Genomic DNA, 20580 nt, shown 5'->3' with positions numbered 1-20580 from the left:
ACAACCGATTCTGGGAGATGGCATGGGGACGTGGGACAGCGGGCCGTTCGACAACGACACCGCCGCCGACTGGTGTGGTGATTTCAACGACGCCGACGTGGCCAAGCGCCCGATGCTCGTCCGTGAGGCGCTGAGCCGGGCCGCCGGCGAGGCCGGCTACCTCGACGCCGATGTCGCCTGCGAGGCGGTCGCCGCAGCCGCGATCGTCGCCGCGCAGCGGCCCGGCGGGCCGGCGATCACCTCCTCGTACGCACCGGATTTCCTGCTCGACGGTGGTCGGCTCGATCTGCCCGACGACCTGGTCCCGCTCGCGGCGCGGGCCCTCGACCGGATCATGGCCGCCGACTCGGAGTGGCATTTTCTGTGGCAGGACGCCGCGGGACCCACCAATCCGGCCTTCAACCTCGTCCACGACCTGCGGAAAGTCCTGACAGCCCGGTAGTCGGGTCAGGCGCGGGCTGCGGCGAGCTGCGGGTAGAGCCCTTCGACCGGCCCCGCGAGTCCAGCCTTCACCCGGCCGCTGAGCTCATCGGCGAGGATCTCGTAGCTGCCGGCTTCGATCCCGTCGTACGCCGAGCGGACGACGTCGGCCGGGTCGAGCTTGGGGGCCTCGACGTCCTTGGTCATCGGGGTGTCGGCGTAGCCGAGGTGCAACGAAGCGACGTGCACGCCCTCGGGGGCGAGCGTGATGCGCTGCGTGTTCGTCGCCTGCCAGAGTGCCGCCTTGGTGGCGCTGTAGGCATCGCCGATGCCGAGCCAACTCAGGACGGACAGCACGTTGAGCACCGTGCCCCGCGACGTCTTCAGCGCCGGAGTGAACGCGTTGGTCACCGCGAGGGCGCCCCAGAAGTTGGTCTCGAACAGCTCCCGTGCCGCCGCCAGGTCGCCGAGCACGCTGGCGCCGTTCAACGCCCCGGCGTTGTTGATCAGAATGGTCACGTCGTCGGCGATGTCGGCTGCGGCCGCGATGGACTCCGGCGACGTCACGTCCAGGACGAGGGGGACGATGCGGTCGTCGTTCCAGTCCCGTAGGTTGCGGGCGGCGGCGTACACCTTGACCGCTCCCCGGTCGAGGGCCTGGTGAACGAAGTGGGTGCCGAGGCCACCGTTGGCTCCGGTGACGAGCACGACGGCTCCGTTGAGGCTGGGCATGTCAGATCCCTCCGTGGTGGGTGACGGCGTGGCTGCCGCCTTCGCGATCCGGCTGACTAGTGTCTGCCATAGCCAGTAATCTAGCCTGCCTGGCTTTGGGGGAGCAAAGTCAGCGTAGGATGGGTGTCATGAATCACGACGAGGGACCTGTCGAGCCCACCGACGCCCTCGAGCGTCTGGGCGCGTTCGCCGCGCGCGACGACTGGACGGCGACGGGTTGGTGCCGCATCGAACGCTCACTCGGTCTGATCGGCACGCGCTCGGCGATGCTGATAGTCCGTGAACTCTTCTACGGGGGCACCAGGTTCGACGAGTTGGCTCGACGTACGGGTTTGAGCGAGGCCGTCGTCGCCGGACGACTCAAGCAGCTGTACGCCGACGGCATCGTCGACAGGCGCCCCTACCAGGAGCCCGGCAAGCGCACCCGCGACGAGTACCTGCTCACCGATCGCGGGCGCGCACTCTTCCCGATCATCGTTGCCCTCGTGCAGTGGGGTGAACTGCTCGGCGACGACCACCGCACCGGCGTCGAACTCGTTCACCGTGGCTGCGAGGCCCCACTCTCCGCCCACGTCAGATGCGCCAAGGGGCACGACGTGCCACTCGGAGAGGCTGCCGCGCGGCTGAAGGACGAGGCCTACGCGGCTGCGGCGCGCCGGCAGCCGCACGGCTCCGACTGACGCTGCGGTTCGATGATCAAACGGTCGGTCCGGCGGCGCTGACGGTGGGGTTGGCACGAGCCGGGCAACTGATCAGCTCATGATCGGCTAAGGTCCGGGTGTCGTCTGGACAAGGTCCAGCGGCACCAGGTCGTCTCCCGTCTCCGTCCGACGGGCGATGGCGGCCCGTCGACTGTCGGCGCTTACGCCTATCGCGCCGAATCGCCCGGACAACACCCGCGAGAACTCTCCGCTGGTGGTATCGATTCGCCAGACACCTGACCTGTTGTCGTGACGACCGGACACCAACAGGGCAGCTCCGTCCGGCGACACCGCCACGTCGGAGGGATCAGTGAGTTCCGGCCCTGTCTGCCGGATGAGACCTGACGCGGGATCGAAGGTCATCGCACGCCACCGTGCGCGCTCGCCGAAAAGGCTCTCGGCCTCGTCGGAGACAAGGAAGAAGACCTCACCGGACCGTGCCACGGCGAGAAATCCCGCTCGCCCCGGTGTCGAACAACCGGATGGGTCGAAGAAATCCTGATCCAGGCCGAAGGGTACGAGTTGAGCCGGTCCGTACTTCGGAAAGGGAACGACGTGACCCCTCACGTACCGGGCGATACTCCGACAGTCGCCGGCGGCGTACTCCACCCACCCGTTCGACAGGTCGCCATCCCACGACACCAGCCACTGAGCACCCAACGTCGCCAGCTTGACCAACTTCCCGTCGTCAAGGGCGGCGGCAATTCGTGAACTGACATGAGTTGTAGTGGCTTCGCAGTCGACGACAGCGCCCAGCCTGCCGTCCGGCAAGGTGGAGATGGTGACGATTTCGGGAGCACCGCAGAACCCCGTGGACGAAACGGCCACCATTTCGCCTCGACCGCTACTTGTGATCATGGCAAGTCTCGTGGGACTGGCAGAGTCGACATAGCGGAGAACGTAGAGCTGGCCGCTCGGTAGCCACGCGACACTCACGATGTGGCCATCCTGCGCCGTCGCCAGCCGCTCTGGGGCGATCTCGGCGTCGGTCCCGCAGCCGCTGAGCATGACGACAGAGGCAACGGCGATCGCCACGACAGTTCGACGCCAACCCCGACCTCGTCGCGGGACACCACATTCGCCACGCCGCAGCATCGGCATGCTCAAGCTCCCCGTCGACGTAGGCCCATCCGCGACACGCGTCGGCGGATACTCCCCGCCGATGCCGTTGCTCGGCGCACACGGGACCATACCGCCGCCGTACTCGTCACCAGATCGAACGCGCGCCCGGTCTGATCGGGCAGCCCGCCTGCCCCGTTGATCATCGACAGCTCGGCCGGTCAACACGTACGGTGCGGGAATGCGAGTCGTACCCCGATGGGCGCTGGCCTCCGCCGTGGCAGCGCCCATCCTCCTGATCGGTGGCTGGACCCTCGGTGCGGCCCGCCAGCCCGGCGGATTCGACCAGGTCACCGACACGATCAGCGCGCTCGCCGCAGTCGACGCGACCGACCGGTGGATCATGACGCTCGGCCTGGCCGGACTCGGATTGTGTCACTGCGTGACCGCCGCCGGGCTACGTCCTCTCGCACCTGCCGGACGGGCGCTGCTCGCCCTCGGCGGGGTGGGAACCCTGGCGGTGGCGGCGTTCCCGCTGCCGGCCGGCGGCGGGAACTCGGTGCCACACACACTCGCCGCCACCGTGGCCTTCGGCGCGCTGGCGCTCTGGCCCGCCCTCGCCGCGCCGCGCACCACGACCACGAGGGGACCCGCCCGACGGCGCGCACCCTGGGCGGCACTGACGGTCGCCTTGGCGCTGCCGGTGGCCTGGTTCGTGGCCGAGTTGGCTACCGGTGGTGAGCGGATCGGCCTGGCCGAACGGGTCGCGGCCGGCGCGGAGGCGCTCGCACCCCTGCTGGTGGTCGCCGGGCTGCGCACCGGCTCCGGCCGACGGCGGCAACGCGGCACCGCTGCCCGCCCGCCCACCGCGTGACAGGGAACTACTCGCCATCGAGAACACAGATCAGTTGGCCCCACTCGGCAGCGTTGGCGCCGGAAGACGGCTGACCTTCATCGATCGTCACCCTCCGTTTCGGTGAACACCCGAAGGCGCAACCGCGCAGCCGGATTGAAGACGAACCATGCGTAGAAATCGCCCATCCGGTCTCAGGTGGTCAGGGCCAGGCCGGCCAGCGTGACGGTCGACAGGACGACGGTGCCGACCGTCCCGGCAGTCAACGCGGTGCGGCCGCCGTGGGCGACGGAGCGCAGGTCGACCGCGGCACCGAGGGCGAACATGGCAGCCGCCAGCAGGATCGTGCCCGCCACCGACCCGATGTCGAGGACGACTGTCGGCAGCAAGCCGGTCGCGCGTAGCATCGCCGCCGCGACGAAGCCGACGACGAACCACGGCAGCATCGGAGGCTTGCGTACGTGACCGGAGGTCCGGCGTTGCAGGGCCACCAGGGCGACGAGTGGGGCGAGCAGCAGCACCCGGAACAGCTTGACGACGACGGCCGCCGACAGGGCCGTGGCGCCGACCGCGCCGCCGACCGCGACGACCTGGCCCACCTCGTGCACGCTCGCCCCCACCCACAGGCCGAGCAGCACCTCGTCCAGGCCGAACAGCACACCGAGGGCGGGCAGGGCGATCATGGACACCGTACCGAGCACGGTGACGACCGCGACCGCGGTGACGACGTCCTCCTCCTCGCCGTCACCGACCTGGTTCATCGCGGCCACGGCCGACGCGCCGCAGATGGCCACTCCGGTAGCGACGAGCAACGAGCGGTCGGCGGTGAGGCCGAGGCGTCGGCCCACCCGGCGGGTGGCGACGAAGCTGGCGGCCACCCCCAGCGTCACGACGAGTATCGGCCCGACACCCAACCCGACGACATCGGCCAGCACCAGTTGCAGGCCGAGCAGCACGATGCCGATCCGCAGCAGGGTGGTGGCGGCGAACCGCAGGCCCGACTGCAACCACGGGCGGTTGCCGCCGCAGGCGGTCAGCATTATGCCCAGCACGATCGCCACCACCAGCGGGCTGGCGGCGCCGAACCGGAGATTCACCAGATATCCGACGGCGGCGGCACCGGCGGCGACGAGCAGTCCCGGCAGCAGGCGGGGGCCGCCCCGACCGGCGGCGGGAACGACACTGGTCGCCTCCTTGATCGTCATAGGGACAGCTTCACGTGATCTGGCCCCCTCCAGTAGCCGTCCACCGGGGTACAGGTCATAGCGTGGGGTTATGAGTGTGCTTCCCGACCTGGTGTCGCTGCGCCTGCTGGTCGGGGTGGCGGAGCTGGGCAGTGTCGGCCGGGCCGCACGCGCGATGGGGATGTCCCAGCCGTCGGCCAGCAAGCGCCTCGCCGCGCTGGAACGGCAGGTACGACTCCCGCTGCTGACCCGGACCCCACGCGGTTCGATGCTCACCGACGACGGGCAGGTCGTGGTGACGTGGGCGCTGCGGCTGCTCACCGTCGCCGACGAGTTCGACAACAGCCTCACCGCCATGCGCCACGCACGGGCGGCACGCCTGCGCGTGGCGGCGAGCATGACCGTCGCCGAGGCCCTGCTCCCCCGGTGGTTGCACCGCCTCGCGCAGCGCGAACCCGATGTGCAGGTCGGCCTGACCGTCGTCAACTCCACCGAAGTCGCGCGGATGCTGGTGACCGACGACAGCGTCGACATCGGGTTCATCGAAGGGCCGAATGTGCCCGACGGACTCGACCACATGATCGTCGGGCACGATCACCTGGTCGTCGTCGTGGCGCCACAGCATGACTGGGCCCGTCGTCGTCGCCCGCTGCGTCCGGCGGAGCTGGCGGCCACCCGGCTCGTGGTGCGAGAGCAGGGATCAGGCACCCGGGAGACCCTGGAACTGGCCCTGCGCGACCTCGACCCCGCGCCGCCGCACCTGTCCCTCGGCTCGAACGCCGCCGTCAAGGGCGCGGCGATGACCGGCACCGCGCCCGCGGTGCTCAGCAGGCACGCCGTCGAGACGGAACTCGCCACCGGCCACCTGGTCACCGTGCCGGTGGACAACCTGCCGCTCCGGCGGGACCTGCGCGCGGTGTGGCCACGCGGTCGACGGCTCACCGGGTCGGCCACCGCACTGCTGCAGGCGATCGACACCTCCCCCACGACGCCGCCGGCCCGGCCCACGACGATCACCAAGGACCGGAACCCACCGGGTCGAAACTAGGTCAGCATTGCCGGCCGCCAACGGCCTGGCCGAGCCCGGCGAGTCGGCGGCGCGCGTCATCGACGGTGGGATCACCCAGGTCGTCGTAGATGGCAGACGCCAGACGCCAGGCTTGCGCGGCTGCCTCGGCGTTGCCCATCGCAGCGTGGGTCTCGCCGAGACGAACGAGCGTCTCCGCCTGGTGATAACGGTCGGCGGAGGCACGGAAGAGCTCGACGGACCGCTCGTAGCAGGACACCGCACGGGCATGATCGCCGAGTGCGTGGTAGGCGAACCCCAGGCTGTCCAGCGTCGCCGCCTGACCGTTGTGGTCGTCGATCAGACGCTGCTGGGTCAGCGCCGCCGTACAGTCGACGATCGCCTGCCGGTAGTCACCGCGAACAGCGTGCATGTACCCGACCGCATTGAGGGCCCGCCCCTCGCCGGCCCGGTTGCCGGTCCGCCGGTACAGGCGCAGGGCCTCGTGACCGTGCGTCAGCGCCTCGTCCAGGCGGCCGAGCACGAAACAGTGCTCGGTGTAGTTGTGCAGGGTCTGCGCCAGACCATCCTCGTCGTCGAGCTGCTCGTACAGCTTGATCGCCCATTCCAGGCGGTCACCGGCGGTGTCGTGCTGGCCGAGTCGCGCGGCGGCCCGGCCCAGCAGCCGGCTGGCCGTGGCCTGCGCATTCAGGTCGCCAAGGCACTCCGCCGCCTGGAGCGCGACCTGCTGGGCGGCGAGCTGGTCGTGCCAGAGCCCACGGGGCGCGAGAAAGGTGGTCAACGCCCAGGCGAGCTGCCAGGCGTACGCCTCGAACCCGGTGGTGGCGGCCTGCCGGATCACCCGCAGGAGCACCCGGCGTTCCGTCGAGAACCAGGCCAGGGCGGCATCCTGGTCTGCCATCGGCACGTGGATGACGTCGCCCAGTGCCGGCACGGGGGTGATGGGTGTCCACTGCGGCTGGACCAGCCGGGCCGCCGGATAGGCGCTGTGCAGGTAGTGGTCGTACAGCCGGTGCCGGGCGTCGTGCCGCTCGGCGCCCTGCTCGGCGCCCTGCGTCAACTCGGCGGCGTACGAGCGCAGCAGGTCGTGGCAGGCGTACCGGTCCGGCCGGTGCTCGGTCAACAGGTGCAGTCGGGTCAGTTCCTTGAGCACCGGGCCGACCGCAGCGGCGGGACAGCCCAGCAGCGCGGCGGCGGCGGCACTTGTCAGTTCCGGTCCCGGATGCAGCCCGATCAGGCGGAACAGGCGGGCCGCGACGGGGCTCAGGGCCCGGTACGACCAGGAGAACACCCGACGTACGTCGCCGTCCGCCAGAACTTCCAACCGTGCCTCGGGTGGGCGCAGTTCCGCGGCGATCGCCTCCAGCGGAAAGGTGGGCCGGGTCGCCACCCGCGCCGCCACGATCGACAGGGCGAGCGGCAGGCGCCCGGATGCCTCGATCATGTCGGCCACCGCGTCCGGTTCGTCGTCGAGCCGGTCGCCACCGATCCGGCTGCGCAGCAGGTTCCTCGACTCCGTGGCGGTCAGCAGGTCGAGGGCCAGCAGGCGGGCGCCCTCCGCGGCGACCAGGCTGTGCAGCTGGTCCCGACTGGTCACCACGACGACGCACCGGCCCGCGCCGGGCAGCAGGGGCCGTACCTGCTCGGCGTCGCGGGCGTTGTCGAGCACGATGAGCATCTCGCGGGAGGCGAGCAGGCTACGGTACAGACCGATCCGAGCATCCAGACTGCTCGGTATGCGGGCCAGTGGTACACCGAGCGCCTCGAGGAAGCCGAGCAGCGCGTCGGCGGGCGCGACCCGCTCCCCGTCGTCGTACCCGCGGAGATTGACGTGGAGTTGTCCGTCGGGAAAGCGGTCGGCCACCCGGTGCGCCCAGTGCAGCGCCAGCGCGGTCTTGCCGATGCCGGCCATGCCGCAGACAGCGGAGATGACCACAGTGGTCGGCCCACTGGCCCGGTCGCCGACCGCCGCGTCGAGGCGACTCAGGTGCAGCTCCCGACCGACGAACCCGGGTGGGACGAGCGGTAGCTGCTCCGGGCGCACCCGGACCGAGCTCACAGCCACCCGTTCGACTGTCGCCGACGAACCGTCCGGGTGCCGCCGGTGGTGCAGAATGTCGTCGTGCAGGCGGGTCAGCTCGGGCCCGGGATCCATCCCGGTCTCCTCGGCCAGCACCCGTCGGACCTGTCGGAAGGCCGCCAACGCGCCGGCCACGTCGCCGCTGGCGTAGAGCGCCGACATGAGGTGCACCCAGGCACGCTGCCGTAACGGGTGCCGGTCGAGCAGGGCGCGCAGCCGGGGGATCACCTCGGCCGGCGCACCGAGGGCGAGCTTCGCCTCGGCGTGGTCCTCCTCGGCCAGCAGCCGCCGTTCCATCAACTGCTCGACCCAGCGGGACAGCTGCGGGGGAAGCGGCAGCTCGGCCAGCGCCCGGCCGCGCCACAGGCCCAGTGCTGCGACCAGCTCGGCCTCGGCCCGCTCGGCGTCACCGCTGGTCAGGGCTTCCCGTCCCCGCGCGGTCGCGGCGTCGAAGCGATCGAGGTCGCGTTCGTCCGGCTCGACCCGCAGCAGGTATCCACCGTGGGTGGTCACGATCCGCGGCTGGTCGTCGGCCTCGTCGTGGAGGGCTTGCCGCAGCCCGCGGACGTAGGTGCGGATGTTGGCGTTGGCGGACGCCGGTGGCTGGTCGTCCCAGAGGGCGGTGACCAGTCGCTCCTTGGAGACCGCCTCATTGGGCCGGAACAGCAGACAGGCCAGCACCAGCCGTTGCTTCACCGAGCCGAGATCGACCGGCCGGCCGTCCCGGACCACCGACAACGGGCCGAGCAGGTCGAAGTGGATCGGCATCGTTCACCTCAGCCTGAGGCTGACCAGATGTACCTCGATTGTGCGCAGGTTGTACGCCGGCCACCGTACCATCGGCCACCGAAGCGATCATCTTTTCAGCTGTGGCTGTCCTGGAGGTCCGCCATGCAGCAGCCCCCGATCACCGTCGTTGCTGTCGGCGACTTCGGTCGCGCGGTGGCCGGCCGCCTGGTGTCCAGAATCGCCGGAACGCAGGTGACGGAGAGCGTCCCGGCGGCGACCTCTCCCCTGCGACCGATCGTCCTGGCGTCCTGGCGGGAGGCCCGCGCCATCGCCCGGAGCATCGACGCCAACGAGGCGGTGCCGTGGTGGCTGCCAGTCATCCTGACACATCCGCAGATTCGTGTGGGCCCCGTTCTCGGCGGGCAACTGCCCGGCTGCTACGACTGTCTGCTGGGGCAGGTGCTCGCCACTGATGAGCAGCCGCACGTCACCAGGGCGCTGTGGGACCTGTACGACCAGGACAGGTGGTCGGGCCCGCTCGGCTACCTGGAGCATCACGTCAGCGTCGCGGCGTCCCTCGCCACGATGCTGATCAGGCAGCAGGGTCCGGCCAGCCAGCGCATTCTCCGCTACGACCTGCTCGACGGCACCGTACGCACCGACGCATTCGTGCCGGTGGACGGTTGTCCCCGGGGGAAGCGCGCGGCGGTGGCGCAGCAGCTACCCGGCGGGTCCGGAGACCGAGCGGGCCAGCCCGACAGAACGGGGGTTGTGGCGTGACCGGGCCGGTGTATCGCCTCAGCACCGGGCTGGTCCGCTTCGCCTTCGGCGACTCGTACGTCCTGGAGGGCGGGCCGGCACGTGCCGTCGTGGCCGGACCCGGCGCGACGGATGTCCTGCCGCAGCTCTGCGAACTGCTCGACGGCAATCACTGTGTATCGCAGATCGCGCGGTTGCTGGGCGTACCGATGTCGGAGGTCACCGACCGGATAGCCCTGCTCGTGCGACACGGGCTCGCACACGCCGTCACCGCGGACGACGCAGTCTGGTCGGGAACCGATCCGCCGACACCGGCGGCCGACTTCCTGTCCCGTACCGCCGGCCAACTCGATCACCCGACCGACACTGCCCAGATGCTGGCCAACCTGCGCCACGGCCGGGCACTGGTGACAGGGCGCGGGTGGCTGGCCGCGACGATCACCGCCGAGCTGGACCGCAGCGGGGTCGCCATGTGGCCGTACGACCCTGACCTGCTGGTCGGGCTGCCGCCGGTCACCGCCGACGGACGGAACTCGGTCGTGGTGGTGGAGGTGCTCGCCGACGGCCCACCCACCGCCCTGGCCACGACCCTGCGGGCGGGTCAGTGGTGGCTCGGCGCGCGGGTCGACGCGAGCGGCGGGTGGGTGGGGCCGCTGCTGCGGCCCGGCTCCTGCGGGTGCCAGCTGCCGCTGACCCGCCCGGACCCGGCCGGCCCGACCGCGACGATCGTCGACGTGATCGCGGCACTGACGGCCGGAAAGGTCGCCGACACCCTGATCCGCGGCGTGGATCCCACCACTGCGGACACCTGCCTGGAGATCTCCTGTCCCGACGGGGTGCCGACCGCCACCGTCCGGCCTCTCCCCCGGCGCCGCGACTGCCCCGACTGCGGCCCGAACGGCACCCCCGACGGCCGGTACGCGCAGGCGAGCCCGGCCTCCTCCGGGCCGCTGCGGCATCTGCCGTCCCCGCCCGCCCCGGTGCCATCGCCGGCGGTCCACCTGCCCGGCGACCCGGTGCCGCACGTCGGCGGGTGACCCCGGCGTCCTGGACCGGACCGTCGGTAACGGGATGACCGACGGTCCGGTTCAGGGCGCCGGCGCGGCTGCACATCAGGGCCGGCTGCGGCACACTCTCCTGCATGACGGTCGCGGCTCGGTGCACATGGGATCAGGCCAACGCGCGACGTCTGGAGCGCGCCGGTCTGACCGGGCCCCGCAACGGCGGTGAGGCGGCTGTCGCCCGGGTCGCGAGGGCGCAGTGCGGCGTACACGCGCAGGTGATGTCGGCCGCCGAGTGGTCGCTCGGCGCGCGGCTCGACGGGGTGTCCCGGCAGTCGGTGCAGGATGCGCTCTGGCGGGATCACCGTCTGGTGAAGACCCGTGGGCCACGTGGCACGGTGCATCTGCTCGCCGCCGACGACCTGCCGATGTGGGCGGGTGCGCTGGGCGCGCTCCCCACCGGTCAGGACCACCAGCCCGCTGCGGTACGGATGACGAAGCTCCAGGTCGAAGCAGTGATCGAGGCGATCGACGATGCGCTGCGGGACGCCGATCTGACGGTTGACGAGCTGACCGTGGCCATCGCCGCACGGGTCGGGGACTGGTCGGCCGACCGGGTGATGGAGGCGTTCGGTGATCGATGGCCACGGTGGCGGCAGATCGAACATCAGGTGACCAACCGAGGTGTGATGTGTTTCGGTCCGTTACGCGGCCGGAAGGTGACCTATACGAGTCCGGCGCGGCTGCTGCCGGGTTTCACGCCGGCCGCGAGTGACGTCGCGCTGACCGACCTGCTCGTGCACTATCTCTGGGCGTACGGACCCGCGACGCCCGCACACGTGGCGCAGTGGTTGTCGATTCCGCGTCCATTCGCGACCGACATGTTCGAGATGGCGGCGGACCGGTTGGAGCCGGTCGATCTGGAAGGTGAGCGGGCCTGGGTGATCGCGGACGACCGCGTGTTCGACCAGGAGCCGCCGTCCGGGCTACGTCTGCTGCCCTACTTCGACGCGTACGTCATCGGGTGCCATCCCCGGGACCGGCTGTTCGCCGGTCGAGCGGCCCAGCGCGCCCTCGCCAACGGTCAGGCGGGCACGTTCCCCGTGCTTCTCGTCGACGGGCGGGTCGCCGGCGTATGGCATCAACGCAAATCCGGACGCCGGATCGACGTGACGGTGGAACCGCTTGACGAGTTGTCCGCCGCGCAGCGCCGCGCCCTCGATGAAGAGGCGGATCGGCTGGCCGCGTTCTTCGGGGCGAAAGTCTCGGTGCGAATTGGCCCCGTCACCGTCGGCGGACACGCCTAGCTCTCGCAAACCCGGGTGGCTAACTTCAGTCAGTGCCGCTGCCGGGCGTGAACGAGCAGGCAGAGGGGCATGTGCTGGCCATTCCGGCAGTGGCTTGATCCGACTTCCAACGTGCGCTCTCGGCCAGAGACACGGACTTTTCGTACCCCGGGTGCTTAAACACGACCGTGTTGATGGGGTAGGCTCTGCGGCGCTATTCAACTAGAGTCATATCAGAGACAATAACAGGAGTCGTGGGAAGATGGCGAAAGGGCAACTGGGTTGGCTTCCGCAGGGCGAGATCGCCGTGACCCAGCCGGAGTTCGGTCAGCGATTGAAGGCGCGGCGCACGGCGCTGCGCATGTCGCAGCGCGAACTCGCCGGTGACTTCGTCACCCCGAGCTACATCTCCCTGCTGGAAGCGGGCAGCCGGGTCCCGACTCTGGACGTGGTGGTGTACCTGGGCCGCATGCTCGACTGCAGCCTGGAGGAACTGCTCGACGTCGACGTGGCTCCCCTGCTGCCGAGCGAAGCCAGCCGTCGCCCGATCGTCTTCGAACAGGTCCTGGCGCGCAGCGCGAGCGAGGTCGGTGACCACGCCCAGGCCCGCCGGTTCCTGGAGAACGCGCTGGCCAGCGCGAGGTCCGACGGACTGCCCGAGCGCGTGGTCGACGTCAGCCTGGAACTCCAGGACACCCTGCGGATGCTCAGCGAGCACCAGGCCCGGCTCCGGCTGCTGGAGGAGCTGGCCGAGGTTCCCCTCGTCCAGTCCGCCCCGGAACTGCTGTTGGTCGTCAAGACCCACCTCGCGTCCGTGCTCCGCGACCTCGGGCAACTGCGCGAGGCCCGGCGTACGGCGTACGGCGCACTGACCCACCTGCGTCAGCCCGGGATCGGCGGCACGAGCGTGCACGTACGGCTGCTGGGCGTGCTCATCTCGGTGCTCTGCGAGGCCGGTGAGCTGGACCAGGTGGAACCGCTGATCACCGAGATGCTGGAGGTCGCGGGCAAGCTGGACTGGCCGGGCTTCGTCGGGCGGGCCCACTGGGTGGCAAGCATGGCGTACGCGCAGTTGGGCCGCCCCGAGGAGGCGCGGGAGCACTTCGGGCTGGCCCGGGACGCGCTGGCCTTTCCCAGCATGTCGCTCATCGACTGGCTGCGGTTCTGCCGGTCGGCGGCGTCGGTGCTGCTCGACATCGGCGACGACCTGGACAGCGCACGGCAGTGGATCCGGGACGCGGAGACCACGTCGCGGATGCTCGGCCTCGCCCAGGAGCAGGCCATCGTCTCCGCACTGCGGGCCCGCTACGAGCTCAGCACCGGCAACCCCCAGGAGGCGCTGCGCCTGTACGAGCCGCTGACCGGCCCGGACACCCCGCTGGCCGGGCTGGATCTGATCTACAGCTACCTCAGCCACGCCAACGCGCTGCACCAGACCCGCGAGCTCGACAAGGCGATAGCGATGCTGCGCTCCGCGGTCGAACTGTGCGAGAAGGGCGGCTCGTACCAACTCGCCGCCCAGGTGTGGCGACAGATCGACGAACTGACCCGGGAACGCGACACGGTGCTGGCCGACGACCAACCATAGGAGACGCGATGGCCGACGAGACGACAGATCTGCTAGAACGGCTGGCGAGCCTGCCGGCGAACCGGCGGGAGGCGGCGCTTCGGCTGCTGGGACGCGACACCGAGGCCGGCACGTTGCGGCCGCGCGTCGATCCGAGCGCGCCGGTACGTCTGTCCAGCGGACAGGAACAGGTCTGGCTGACCGACCTGATGACCGGGGAACCGGGAAGTCTCGTCGACCACGTCGCGTTCCGCCTCCACGGCCCCCTCGATCTCGCCGCGCTGCACACCGCGTTCGAAGACCTCGTCGCACGGCACGAGCCGCTCCGCAGCCGACTGATCCGTCAGGGCGAGATCCCGATGCTCGTATCCGGATCCGCCCCGGTGGACGTGAGCGTCACCGACCTGACCGGGCAGGGAATCGCCGCAGCGACCGCGGCCGCCACAAGCGACCTCGCGGTGCCGTTCGATCTGGAACAGGGTTCGCTGGCGCGGCTGCGGCTGTACCGCCTCGCACCCGACGACCACGTCCTGGTGCTCGCCTCCCACCACATGGTGACCGACGGGGTCTCTCAGGGCGTACTCCTGGTCGATCTGGAGACGCTCTACCAGGCCCGACGCGAAGGCCGGCCCGCCGCGCTCGCACCGCTGCGGGTCCAGTACGGCGACTTCGCCCAGTGGCAGCGCGGCTTCCTGGCCGGTGAGCGGCTGACCGCGCTGACCCGGTACTGGACGGATCGGCTGGCCCAGACGTCCGGTCGGCTGCTCCTGCCGCTGGACAATCCCCGCTCGGCCCGACGCGGCGGCGCCTACCTGGACTTCACCGCCCCCACCGGGCTGGCCGACCGGGTGGCTACCGCGGCCCGCCAGCACGCCACGACCCCCTTCGTCGTGCTGCTGACCGCGTTCCGGCTGCTCCTGTGGCGCCTCACCGCGCAGCGCGACACGTTGGTCGGTACGCCGGTCAGCGCCCGGCCACTGGCGGAGACCGAGAACATGGTCGGCTACTTCCTGAACATGGTGGTGCTGCGCGGCACGGCTGACCCCGACGCGTCGCTGCGTGACCTCATCGCCACCGAACACGCCTCGGCGATGTCCGCGTACGCGCACCAGGACCTGCCGTTCGAACAGCTGGTCACGCAGCTGCGCCCGCCACGGGAGATGGGCTCCACCCCACTGGTGCAGACTGTCTTCTCCGTCGAGGGACAGCCCGGCATGAGCGGCAGTTACCTCGGGGCGAGCTGCGAGGAGATCGTGCTGACCGGCGGCCGGGCACAGTACGACCTGATGGTGAAGGTGGTCCGCGACGTGGAACTGACCGCCCGGTGGGACTTCGACGACGCGATCATCGACGCGACCCGGATCACCGAGTGGGCGCGCCAGTTCTGGGCGCTCGTCGACGCGGTCACCAGCGACCCCGACCGCCGGGTATGCGACATCCCGGGACTCGGCGACGTGCCACCGGACCCGAGCCAGGACGACCAGGCCACCGTCGAGGTCCTCGCGTGGGCCGGCACCGCGGACCGGGTCGAGCCGCAGGGCTATCTCCAGGAGACCATCGCCGCCGCCTGGCAGTCGCTGCTCGGCGTCTCCCCCGGCGCCCACGACGCCCTGTTCGACCTGGGCGGGCACTCGCTCACCGTCGCACAGCTCTCGTTCCGGTTGAGTGACACGTTCCGCGCCCACGTCGGGGTCGCCGAGCTGTTCGAGTATCAGACGGTGGCCGCCCAGGCCGAGTACGTCGAGCGCCTGCTGCTGGAGCGGGCGGCACAGTTGTCGCCGGACGAACGGGAGCAGCTGCTCGACGGGCAGCCCTGATCGGCACCGCCGGCTGCGGGCAGCACGCTCAGGCCGCGGGCCTCACGCGAAGGCGTCGAGGCCCGCGGCGAGGTCCCGGACCTGCCGGCAGGCGGCCAGCAGCGCGGCGAGTCGATCCACCGGATACATCTGTGCCGCGTCGCCGGGCCGGTACATCCGCTCCGGCGCGGGATGCGTCTCGATGAGCAGCCCGTCCACGCCGAAGACGGCGGCCGCCAACGCAGCCGGTGCGACCGCCGCGGCGCTGCCGGTGCTGTGGCTCGGGTCGAAGATGACGGGCAGGTCGGTGTGTCGCCGTACCGCCGCGACAGCGCCGTAGTCCAGTTGGTACGCCAGCGACCGGTCGAACGACACGACGCCCCGGGCGCACATGATGACGTGCGGGTTGCCGTGGCTGACGACGTACTCCGCGGCCTTGAGCCACTCCGCGACGGTGGCGCGTACGCCCCGCATCAGCAGCACCGGCCGACCACTGCCGCCGAGCTCGGCCAGCAGCGCCCGGTTGGTCATGTTGCGCGGATCGACCTGTAGGCAGTCGGCGACCTGCGCGACCGCTCCGACGTCCCGCGGGTCGGCCACCTCGGTGATGACCGGCAGCCCGCCCCCCGCGCGGACCTCGGCCAACGCCGACAGGCCACCGCGTCCCTTGCCGGGGAAATGGTAGGGACCGCTCCTGACCTTGAACAGGCTGGCCCGCACCGCGTCGGCCCCGGCGCGGCGCACCATCGCGGCGGTCTGCACCGTGTCCGACACCGACTCCAGCGCGCACGGTCCGGCCCCGCACCACAGGTCACCGCCGCCGACGTGGCCGCTCCCGAGCGGCACCCGTCGCGGCAGCACCGCGTTCGCCCGATCCACCAGCCAGTAGCCCCGCTCGGCGGTGCTGTGCCAGGCGCGGATCGCGGCGGAGGACACCCGGTGCACCAACCGTTCGTCTCCCGCGACGACGAGGAAGCACCTGCCGGCCAGGCGCAGCGGCCAGGCGGTGACGTCCTCGTGTCGTGCGATCCGGGTGGCCAACGAGGCCAGCTCGGCGTCGCTGCTGTGCGGGGCGAGCTCGACGAGCACGGGTCAGCTCCGCGTGGCGATACGCACCTGGGACCTGACGAACTCCGCGAGCTCGACCAGGGTGGGGTGCTCCAGCACCGCGCGCACGGTGATCCGTACCCGCAGCCGGCGACTCAGGCGTGCGGCGAGCCGGTTGGCCGACATCGAGTCGCCGCCCAGGTGGAAGAAGTGATCGTCCAGGCCGATCTGCGCCACCGGCAGCAGATCCGCCCAGAGCTGCGCCAGGTCACGCTCCACCTCGTCGCGGGGTGCCCGGTAGGGCTTGCGGAGGGTGGTCCAGTCGGGTGCGGGCAGCGCATTGCGGTCCACCTTGCCGTTGGCGGTCACCGGCAGCCGGTCCAACAGGGTGAACGAGGCCGGCACGGCATGCCCGGGCAGCAGGTCGACGAGCGCGGCCCGGACCCGGTGCGGTTCGGCCTCCGGGGCCACCAGATAGGCGCAGAGCTGGCTCTCGCCGTCCTCGTCGGCGAGGGCCACCACGACCGCGTCCTGCACACCGGGCTGGGCGAGCAGCGCCCGCTCCACCTCCGCGGGGTCGACCCGAAAGCCCCGAATCTTGACTTCCCGGTCGACGCGACCCCGGTGGTGCAACCGTCCCCGTTCGTCGAAGCAGGCGAGGTCGCCGGTGCGGTAGAGGCGGGCACCGGGTGGCCCGTACGGGTCCGGTCGGAACCGGTCCGCGGTCTGCGCCGGGTCGCCGAGGTATCCCCGGGCGAGTTCGGGCCCGCCGAGGTACATCTCGCCGACCGCGCCGGGCAACAGGCGGCGCATCGCGGTGTCGAGGAGTTCGACCCGTACGCCCGGCCACGGCCTGCCGATCGGCGGTGGCGCGGCCCGGTCGCTGCTGGTGGCGGTCGCACTGGTGAGGCGGTCCTCCCACGGCACCAGACAACTGCTGATGCCGTTGGCCTCGGACGAGCCACAGGCGACGGCGACCTCGAAGGGCAGATCCGGTGCCGCCCACCGCCGCACCTTGTCGCTGCCGACGGTCAACAGTTGCAGGGCCGTCTGCGCGGGCCAGGGCAGTTGGTAGAGCTGCTCGGCGAGGGGCATGCTGACGTACGCCTTGGTGATCTTCTCGGCCACCAGCCAGTCGCGCAGCAGGGGCGCGGCGCCGACGATCTCCGGTGGTGCGGTGTGCACACTGGCCCCGGCGCAGAGGTAGGGCCACAGTTCGCCGACCGACACCGAGGAACCGGGTGGTGCCAGCCAGGCGGCCCGGTCCTGCGCGGTGATGCGGTGACCCTCCTGATGGGTGGCGACCGAGTGGGCCACCGACCGGTGCAGGACCGCGACCCGTTTGGGCGTGCCTGTCGAGCCGGACGTGTGCACCACGTAGGCGACGTCCTCGGGATGTACGGCGATGCCCGGGTCGTCGGTGGGGAGCCGGTGGATGCGCGGCCACTCGGTGTCGACGGCCACCACGGTGCCCGCGCCGGGCGGCAGGACGGCACCGAGGCGCGCCAGGGTGAGCACCGCGCGTGGGCGGGCCACGTCGAGCACCTCGGCGATCCGCTGCGCCGGATGGGCCGGGTCCAGCAGGATCGCCGCCGCACCACTTCTGAGGATGGCGAGGAAGGAGACGAGCATCTCGCTGCCACGATCCATCATCAGCCCCACGCAACCGTCCCGTTGGGCGCCGAGTTCCCGCAGCACCCGGGCCAACTGATTGGCCCGGGAGTCGAGCTCGCCGTAGGTGAGGCTCGCGGGACCGGATCCGAAGGCGAGACGCCTGGGGTGCTGCTGCGCCTGGTGGGCCACCAGGTCGGGTACGAGTCCGCCGACGAGCGCGGTGTCGGCGGGCCGTCCGTGGCGCGCCAACCAGTCCTGGGCCGTCCGGTCCGGTACGGCGAGCGTCCCGATCGGCCGGTGCGGGTCGTCGGCCACCTGGGCCAGCAGGGCGGCGAGGTTGCGGTCCAGTTCGGTGGCGAGCATCGGGGCGGACCAGCCCTGGGCGAGTCGCCACGAGATCCCCGTCTCGTCGCCGGTGAGGACGAGTTGGGCGTCGGTGTCGGGGTGCGGATGGCGCCAGTGGAACGCCGCCGGCGCCGAGACCTCGCCGCTGCTCAGGGGGGTACCGGCGATGGTGTCGACGAGTCGCGCCATCGTCGTCGGATCGGACGGTACGGACACCGTCGCCGATGCCCCTTCGACACGCAGGGCGACCCGGCGTGGTGCGTGTGGGCCGCAGTGACGCAGCAGCACGAGCAGGGCGGCGGCGTAGGTCGACCAGTGCGGCGCGACGGCGTCTCGCGCTGTCGTCGGCGCGGTGAGCTCTGTCGATACCCGGTCCATTGCGGATATCGTCAATCTGGACTGCGGCGCAGATGCCGTCACAGCTGCCTCCTCGCGCACGTCACGACAACCCTCGGATCGCCAAGCATAACTAGAGTCAGCGCCTTGTCGGTAGATTTGAGACTGTAGTTGTCTCCAGTTATGCTTCCGGAAGCGCACGACCGAGGAGGACTTATGAGCGTGGCGGACGACGACGCCGAATACGTGGTGGTCTCCAACGACGAGGAGCAGTTCTCTCTCTGGTTGACCGGACGTAACCTGCCCAACGGCTGGCGCGAGGCCGGCAAGCGGGGCAGCCGCGAGGAGTGCCTCGCCTACATCGAACAGGTCTGGACCGACATGCGACCGCGCAGCCTGCGCGAGTTCGCGGCCCGGTCGTCGACGCGGTGATCCGCGCCGTCGTCTTCGACATCGACGACACCCTTGTCGACTTCTCCGGGGCGACCGGCCGCGGTCTGCTGGCCCACCTGGCCACGACGAGGGCGGTGAGCCCCACCGATGCCGAGCAGTACCTCGCCCTCTGGCGGCACCTGGAGCAGATCCACTTCACCGCGTATCTGCGCGGTGAGTGCACCTTCACCGAACAACGTCGACGCCGGGCACGGGAGTTCTGTGCGACGGCCGGGTTCCCGCTGGGCCCCGAGGAGAGCGAGACCGACGCCTGGGTGGCCCGGTACCTGGAACACTGCGACAAGGCGTTCACGCTCTTCCCCGACGTGCTGCCCGCGCTCGACACCCTGCGGCACGCGCAGGTACGCCTCGCCGCGATGAGCAACAGCGACCGGGCGTACCAGCACCGCAAGCTGACCGCACTGGGCATCCGGGACCGGCTGGAGGCGCTGGTCTGCTGTGACGACGTCGACGGGGTGGCCAAACCGGACCCACGAATCTTCCACGCCGTCTGCGACCGGCTCGGACTCGCACCCGCCGAGACGGTCTACGTGGGAGACCGACTCGACTCCGACGCCCGCGCCGCCATCGCAGCCGGGCTGACCGGGGTATGGCTGGACCGTACCGGTGACGGGCAGGCCGACGTACCCACCATCACCACACTCGATCAGCTCGTCCGGCTGCTGCCTGCCCGGACGGTGCGGAAGGGATCCTGATGCCGCTGACCCGAGAAGGGACCAGCTTTGCCGGGACATGGTCGAGGCTGAGCGCCCAACGGGGCAGCCTCTGCCTCGGGGTAGCCCCGTCGGCGTCCTGGCTGCGTCGGTGGGAGTTGGACGACACCAGCGAGTCGCTGGACCGCTACGGCGACATCATCCTGGAGGCGGCCGGCGACGGGGTGGCCGGCTACAAGGTCCAGGTTCCGTTCTATCTGCGTCACGGCACCGCCGGGCTGGCGGCGTTGCGCCGTTTCGTCGACGGCGCGCACGAGCGGGACGCGCTGGTGCTCCTCGACGCCAAGGTCGGCGACGCCGACGACACGATGGCCGCCTACGCGGATCTCTACCTCGGGCCGGACAGCCAACTCGGCGGGGACGCGGTCACCACCTGCGCATTCATGGGTACGGCGACACTGCACCCCTTGTTGCGGATCGCGCAGGACAGCGGCACCGCGGTCTTCACGTTGGTCCGTACGTCGAACCACGGCGCCGGAGAGGTCCAGGGCAGCCGTACCGCCGGCGGCACCAGCACGGCCGAGGCGATCGCGGACGCGCTCACCGGATGGCACACCGAGCATTGCGGCACCGCCCAGCCCGGACCAGCGGCGGCGGTGGTGGGTGCCCGGCCACCCGAGTCGGCGCAGCTGGTCGACCGCCTGCCGCACAGTGTCCTGGAGATCCCCGGGCTGGGTCGGGCCGACCGCCGTACCGAGGAGGTCCTCGCCCCGGTCCGGGACGCGACCGACCGGGCGATGCTCACGGTGACGACCGGGGTGCTGCGGCACGGTCCCGCGCCGACGGCGCTGCGCGCCGGGATCCGGTGGTGGCACGAGGAGATCGCGCGACACCGCTAGACAGGTCGGGATGTCGATGCCCCGCCGTATCGAGGGCAC

Annotated in this window: 18 protein-coding genes; 12 read left to right on the top strand and 6 right to left on the bottom strand. The window is 70.9% G+C overall.

The features are described 5' to 3' along the window. The first annotated feature begins 22 nt into the window (after positions 1-22). Positions 23-442: a DUF4259 domain-containing protein gene (locus tag EG812_RS05375; RefSeq protein ID WP_126710899.1), complete on the top strand. Its 420-nt coding sequence runs from the start codon at positions 23-25 to the stop codon at positions 440-442. A gap of 5 nt (positions 443-447) precedes the next feature. On the opposite strand, the gene EG812_RS05370 is transcribed toward EG812_RS05375, so the two are convergent. Continuing rightward, on the bottom strand, positions 448-1152 hold the full coding sequence (locus EG812_RS05370; RefSeq protein ID WP_126710898.1) for an SDR family oxidoreductase: 705 nt from the start codon (positions 1150-1152) through the stop codon (positions 448-450). 128 nt (positions 1153-1280) lie between these two features. Here EG812_RS05370 and EG812_RS05365 point away from each other — a divergent pair, with 128 nt between their 5' ends. Then, positions 1281-1832 carry a winged helix-turn-helix transcriptional regulator gene (locus EG812_RS05365; RefSeq protein WP_013734165.1) on the top strand — a complete coding sequence of 184 codons (552 nt, stop codon included), beginning with the start codon at positions 1281-1283 and terminating at the stop codon, positions 1830-1832. An 87-nt stretch (positions 1833-1919) separates the two neighbouring features. On the opposite strand, the gene EG812_RS05360 is transcribed toward EG812_RS05365, so the two are convergent. Continuing rightward, a complete protein-coding gene (locus tag EG812_RS05360; RefSeq protein WP_126710897.1) occupies positions 1920-2888 on the bottom strand; it encodes a hypothetical protein in 969 nt (322 codons plus the stop codon). Positions 2889-3153: 265 nt separating this feature from the next. On the opposite strand from EG812_RS05360, the gene EG812_RS05355 reads away from it, so the two are divergent. After that, positions 3154-3786 carry a DUF998 domain-containing protein gene (locus EG812_RS05355; protein WP_126710896.1) on the top strand — a complete coding sequence of 211 codons (633 nt, stop codon included), beginning with the start codon at positions 3154-3156 and terminating at the stop codon, positions 3784-3786. Between the two features lie 173 nt (positions 3787-3959). On the opposite strand, the gene EG812_RS05350 is transcribed toward EG812_RS05355, so the two are convergent. After that, on the bottom strand, positions 3960-4970 hold the full coding sequence (locus EG812_RS05350) for a YeiH family protein (protein WP_126710895.1): 1011 nt from the start codon (positions 4968-4970) through the stop codon (positions 3960-3962). A 70-nt stretch (positions 4971-5040) separates the two neighbouring features. Here EG812_RS05350 and EG812_RS05345 point away from each other — a divergent pair, with 70 nt between their 5' ends. Then, the gene (locus EG812_RS05345; protein WP_126710894.1) at positions 5041-5997 is read left to right on the top strand and encodes a LysR family transcriptional regulator; all 957 of its coding nucleotides are present in this window, start codon (positions 5041-5043) and stop codon (positions 5995-5997) included. 1 nt (position 5998) lies between these two features. Here EG812_RS05345 and EG812_RS05340 read toward each other — a convergent pair whose 3' ends face one another. Beyond that, positions 5999-8824 (bottom strand): AfsR/SARP family transcriptional regulator, encoded by a 2826-nt coding sequence (locus tag EG812_RS05340; protein WP_199743805.1) that lies wholly within the window; start codon positions 8822-8824, stop codon positions 5999-6001. A 123-nt stretch (positions 8825-8947) separates the two neighbouring features. Here EG812_RS05340 and EG812_RS05335 point away from each other — a divergent pair, with 123 nt between their 5' ends. From EG812_RS05335 to EG812_RS05315, 5 genes are all read left to right on the top strand, one after another. Further along, positions 8948-9565 carry a TOMM precursor leader peptide-binding protein gene (locus EG812_RS05335; protein ID WP_158632486.1) on the top strand — a complete coding sequence of 206 codons (618 nt, stop codon included), beginning with the start codon at positions 8948-8950 and terminating at the stop codon, positions 9563-9565. After that, positions 9562-10581, top strand: a complete 1020-nt coding sequence (locus EG812_RS05330) for a winged helix-turn-helix domain-containing protein (protein WP_126710892.1) — start codon at positions 9562-9564, stop codon at positions 10579-10581. Before EG812_RS05335 ends, EG812_RS05330 begins: the two co-directional genes overlap by 4 nt. 104 nt (positions 10582-10685) lie before the next feature. After that, the gene (locus EG812_RS05325; protein WP_126710891.1) at positions 10686-11852 is read left to right on the top strand and encodes a winged helix DNA-binding domain-containing protein; all 1167 of its coding nucleotides are present in this window, start codon (positions 10686-10688) and stop codon (positions 11850-11852) included. Positions 11853-12093: 241 nt separating this feature from the next. Beyond that, on the top strand, positions 12094-13419 hold the full coding sequence (locus EG812_RS05320; RefSeq protein WP_013734174.1) for a helix-turn-helix domain-containing protein: 1326 nt from the start codon (positions 12094-12096) through the stop codon (positions 13417-13419). Positions 13420-13427: 8 nt separating this feature from the next. Then, positions 13428-15215, top strand: coding sequence for a condensation domain-containing protein (locus tag EG812_RS05315; RefSeq protein WP_126710890.1), 1788 nt, complete (start codon positions 13428-13430; stop codon positions 15213-15215). A 42-nt stretch (positions 15216-15257) separates the two neighbouring features. On the opposite strand, the gene EG812_RS05310 is transcribed toward EG812_RS05315, so the two are convergent. Next, entirely contained in the window at positions 15258-16283 is a 1026-nt protein-coding gene (locus EG812_RS05310; RefSeq protein ID WP_126710889.1) for a 3-deoxy-7-phosphoheptulonate synthase, read from the bottom strand. Positions 16284-16286: 3 nt separating this feature from the next. After that, on the bottom strand, positions 16287-18578 hold the full coding sequence (locus EG812_RS05305) for an AMP-binding protein (protein ID WP_126710888.1): 2292 nt from the start codon (positions 18576-18578) through the stop codon (positions 16287-16289). Between the two features lie 174 nt (positions 18579-18752). On the opposite strand from EG812_RS05305, the gene EG812_RS05300 reads away from it, so the two are divergent. From EG812_RS05300 to pyrF, 3 genes are read left to right on the top strand one after another with little or no spacing between them, the layout of a single operon-like run. Continuing rightward, positions 18753-18968, top strand: a complete 216-nt coding sequence (locus EG812_RS05300; RefSeq protein WP_013734178.1) for an MbtH family protein — start codon at positions 18753-18755, stop codon at positions 18966-18968. Beyond that, the gene (locus EG812_RS05295; protein WP_126710887.1) at positions 18965-19684 is read left to right on the top strand and encodes an HAD family hydrolase; all 720 of its coding nucleotides are present in this window, start codon (positions 18965-18967) and stop codon (positions 19682-19684) included. The genes EG812_RS05300 and EG812_RS05295 overlap by 4 nt, the downstream gene beginning before the upstream one ends. Then, positions 19684-20541: an orotidine-5'-phosphate decarboxylase gene (gene pyrF, locus EG812_RS05290; RefSeq protein ID WP_126710886.1), complete on the top strand. Its 858-nt coding sequence runs from the start codon at positions 19684-19686 to the stop codon at positions 20539-20541. Before EG812_RS05295 ends, pyrF begins: the two co-directional genes overlap by 1 nt. Positions 20542-20580 lie beyond the last annotated feature (39 nt).

The organism is Verrucosispora sp. FIM060022, from assembly GCF_003977705.1.
Taxonomy (GTDB): Bacteria; Actinomycetota; Actinomycetes; order Mycobacteriales; family Micromonosporaceae; genus Micromonospora; species Micromonospora gifhornensis.
Note: the sequence above shows the minus strand (reverse complement) of the source record. Positions and strands in the feature narration are given on the sequence as shown.

Excerpts from the sequence above, each read along its gene's own strand:
- EG812_RS05375 (WP_126710899.1), top strand. The coding sequence starts at position 23 with ATGGGGACGTGGGACAGCGGGCCGTTCGACAACGACACCGCCGCCGAC.
- EG812_RS05370 (WP_126710898.1), bottom strand. The coding sequence starts at position 1,152 with ATGCCCAGCCTCAACGGAGCCGTCGTGCTCGTCACCGGAGCCAACGGT.
- EG812_RS05365 (WP_013734165.1), top strand. The coding sequence starts at position 1,281 with ATGAATCACGACGAGGGACCTGTCGAGCCCACCGACGCCCTCGAGCGT.
- EG812_RS05355 (WP_126710896.1), top strand. The coding sequence starts at position 3,154 with ATGCGAGTCGTACCCCGATGGGCGCTGGCCTCCGCCGTGGCAGCGCCC.
- EG812_RS05350 (WP_126710895.1), bottom strand. The coding sequence starts at position 4,970 with ATGACGATCAAGGAGGCGACCAGTGTCGTTCCCGCCGCCGGTCGGGGC.
- EG812_RS05345 (WP_126710894.1), top strand. The coding sequence starts at position 5,041 with ATGAGTGTGCTTCCCGACCTGGTGTCGCTGCGCCTGCTGGTCGGGGTG.
- EG812_RS05340 (WP_199743805.1), bottom strand. The coding sequence starts at position 8,824 with ATGCCGATCCACTTCGACCTGCTCGGCCCGTTGTCGGTGGTCCGGGAC.
- EG812_RS05335 (WP_158632486.1), top strand. The coding sequence starts at position 8,948 with ATGCAGCAGCCCCCGATCACCGTCGTTGCTGTCGGCGACTTCGGTCGC.
- EG812_RS05325 (WP_126710891.1), top strand. The coding sequence starts at position 10,686 with ATGACGGTCGCGGCTCGGTGCACATGGGATCAGGCCAACGCGCGACGT.
- EG812_RS05320 (WP_013734174.1), top strand. The coding sequence starts at position 12,094 with ATGGCGAAAGGGCAACTGGGTTGGCTTCCGCAGGGCGAGATCGCCGTG.
- EG812_RS05315 (WP_126710890.1), top strand. The coding sequence starts at position 13,428 with ATGGCCGACGAGACGACAGATCTGCTAGAACGGCTGGCGAGCCTGCCG.
- EG812_RS05305 (WP_126710888.1), bottom strand. The coding sequence starts at position 18,578 with ATGGACCGGGTATCGACAGAGCTCACCGCGCCGACGACAGCGCGAGAC.
- EG812_RS05300 (WP_013734178.1), top strand. The coding sequence starts at position 18,753 with ATGAGCGTGGCGGACGACGACGCCGAATACGTGGTGGTCTCCAACGAC.
- pyrF (WP_126710886.1), top strand. The coding sequence starts at position 19,684 with ATGCCGCTGACCCGAGAAGGGACCAGCTTTGCCGGGACATGGTCGAGG.